Source organism: Vibrio sp. V42_P2S4T144, assembly GCF_009904715.1.
GTDB classification, from domain to species: Bacteria; Pseudomonadota; Gammaproteobacteria; order Enterobacterales; family Vibrionaceae; genus Vibrio; species Vibrio alginolyticus.
On sequence record NZ_WXWS01000047.1, the window covers coordinates 1 to 3,148 of the forward strand.

2 protein-coding genes are annotated in these 3,148 nt (G+C 42.4%); one reads left to right on the plus strand and one right to left on the minus strand.

The window, feature by feature from the left end:
• Window positions 1–287: 287 nt before the first annotated feature.
• Window positions 288–2,618, plus strand: coding sequence for a tetratricopeptide repeat protein (locus tag CAG68_RS01435; RefSeq protein ID WP_161440710.1), 2,331 nt, complete (start codon window positions 288–290; stop codon window positions 2,616–2,618).
• Between the two features lie 46 nt (window positions 2,619–2,664).
• On the opposite strand, the gene CAG68_RS01440 is transcribed toward CAG68_RS01435, so the two are convergent.
• Window positions 2,665–3,148: SUMF1/EgtB/PvdO family nonheme iron enzyme (locus CAG68_RS01440; protein ID WP_161440709.1), on the minus strand; the 484-nt coding region annotated here is incomplete at its 5' end.

Consider the following 3,148-nt stretch of genomic DNA (forward strand, 5'->3'; position numbering starts at 1 on the left):
ATATAACCATAAGTTATTGCTAGGTGGTAACTATTTGTTAATTAAGAAGAAATAGGATTATCCTGTTAGTTTGTAGAGATTCGTAAAGTAGATTTAGATCACTGAAGAGCCTTATTTTTATTGCGTAGTAGAAGAGGGGATGGAAATGAAAAACAATAAGATGCTCGCTTGTTTTACGGTCCTAAAGCAATACTAAAGTCGTTATGTATTGCTTGTAATTATTTGTATAACCAGTGATTTAGTGTCTATATTGATTTAGGTTGTACATTATAAATATAAGGATATCTATGAGTCAGTGGGCAGGCCGGTTTCGCATTTTATTGCTGGTCAACGTTGTTGTCAGTTTTATGGCTTTTTCTCAAGAGTTATTCACAGAGAAACCAAATATTCCTTCAGGCTTAAATCCAGAATATGCTGGCACACAAGCTTGTATAGATTGCCACCAAAACGAAGTGGAGGCCTGGAAAGGGTCACATCACGATATGGCCATGAAGCATGCAAGTACAACCTCTGTACGTGGTGATTTTGATAACCATGTTGTAACGCACAAAGGAATGCCTAATCGTTTTTTTAAAAAAGGCGACGAATTTTGGGTCAATATTCAAGGTGCTGACGGGCAATGGCATGACTATAAGATCAGCTATACATTTGGCTGGGAGCCATTACAGCAGTACATGGTCGAGTTTGAAGATGGCCGCGTGCAGCTTATTCCTTTTGCTTGGGACACAAGAGCTAAAGTTGAAGGGGGACAGCGTTGGTTTCATCTTTATCCAGAAACGACAACAACGGATGAGTTCTATTGGACCAATACCGGGCAAAATTGGAACTTCATGTGTGCTGATTGCCATTCAACGAACCTAAAGAAGAATTACGACGCTGACAAAAACACTTACAACAGCTCATGGTCAGAGATTAATGTGGGATGCGAAGCATGCCATGGTCCCGCTAGTCAGCACATAGAACTGGCCAAGAAATACAAAAATGCTGGCACTTCTTTTGAGCATGACAGCCATTATGGCTTTGATCGAAATTTGTCTAAAGCAGTGTCGGATTGGGTGTTTGAGGAAGGCCATAGTACGTTACAGCCGAAATCAATTGAAGCAACCAATCAAGTGCAAACATGCGCTCAATGCCATAGTCGCCGAACCCAGTTAAATGAAACAGGTGATCATGTTAAAGGTTCCTTTTTTGATAAATATCGCTTAAGTCTTATAACACCTGAACTCTACTATCATGATGGACAGATTTACGACGAAGATTATGTTTATGGTTCGTTTCTTCAATCTGAAATGGCGGAGAAGGGGGTCACGTGCACTAATTGCCATGATCCACACACGGCAGAATTAACGATCCCAGAAGAGGCAGTATGTTCGCAATGCCATATTGCATCGGAATATACACCTGAAAAGCATACCTTTCATAAGGTTGGATCTGAAGCATCGCAATGTACGACTTGTCACATGCCAGAAACAACTTACATGCAAGTCGATCCTCGTAGAGACCACAGTTGGCATATTCCACGACCGGATTTGAGCAAACATATTGGAACGCCCAATGTTTGCATGTCATGCCATGAAGATAAAAGCAATCAATGGGCCGATGAACAGATAGCAGAATGGTACCCTAATTCGAAGTATCGTAATCAACAACATTTTGCTGTCGCATTTTATGCGGATTCAATTGGTCATCAAGGAGCAGCAAATGCGTTGGCATACTCTGCTCAGGATTCGTCTTTAAAAGACATTATTCGCGCCTCAGCCCTGGAGAGAATGGGGGGCAACACTGACCAAAATACAACAGTATCTTTGGCTAGGGCCGTTAAGAATGAGAATGAAATGGTTCGATTAGGGGCAATTTCAGGCTCGTCTGGTTATGAATTTCATGATCGGTGGCGGATTCTAGAGCCATTGCTTGGTGACCCGGTGCTTTCAGTGAGAGCGGAAGCTGCCTCGGTGCTGGTAGCGAACTACGCACAAATGACCCCTTTACAAAAAGATATCATTAAATCGCCTTTAGAAGAGTACATGGAAATTCAAGAGTTTAATGCCGATCGTGGTTTCGGAAGAACCAATTTGGCGAATGTGTACCGCAGCTTAGGTGAAATCGACAAAGCGGCCGAGCTGTATAAACAAGCGATCAGCATCGAACCCTATTTCGAAAATAGCTACGTTAACCTAGCAGATTTGTATCGTCACCTAGGTAAAGAAGAAGCTGCGCTCACGGTGCTACAACAAGGGATGAAAGCTCAACCTAAATCCAGCACGTTACCATACAGCGCAGGTCTTTCTTTGTTGCGTCAACGCAAAGCTGATGATGCGAAAAAGCTACTTAGACGCGCCGCAGAAATTGGTGAAACTAATGCTCATTATTGGTACGTGTACGGTCTAGCTCTAGAAAAAAGCGATGTTCTAGAAGCCAGTAAAGCGTTGCAAACAGCATTTGACGTCGGTGGCAATCCACAGCACTTGTATGCTCAATGCGAGGTTCTAGCGAGAAATCATAAAAAAGGTGCTGTCGCTTTTGCTTTCGATAGGTGCATACAAGAGCTTAGTCACTATGCACCTAAACAAGCTATTGATCAGCTTAAAGCCTCTATTGTTGGGGTCAATAGGAGCTAATTACCAAAAGTGGAGCTTTTATCGCTCCACTTTTTTCTTACTTAGTTTAATCAGCGTCTTTCGCTAATCTCAGCCCCATATCGGACATGATGACTGACTGGCTAGCAAAATCGCGACGATAGTTTTCGGATTCGTCAGCATCATAGGCAAAGCTACCACCTCGTACAGACTTGTGTGCCAGGCTTTCTTTTTCATCTTTTGCGTTTACCGGATTATCACTTGGTGCTGATTTGTAATAGCCTTCATCAAACGCATCAATAACAAACTCACCAACATTACCCGTCATATCGTATAAGCCAAGCTCATTCGGTTTTTTCTGACCTACCTTGTGTGCCTTATTGTTTGAGTTACTGGCATACCAGGCAACGTCGTTAATATCATCAGACCCCGCGTAAGTGAATCCTTGACTTAGATTCCCCCCTTTCGCTGCAAACTCCCATTCTGCTTCGGTGGGTAAACGATAGTGCTCTCCCGTTTTTTTATTCAATTTCTTTATAAAATAATTGGCTTGTTGCCAGCTAATGTTATTC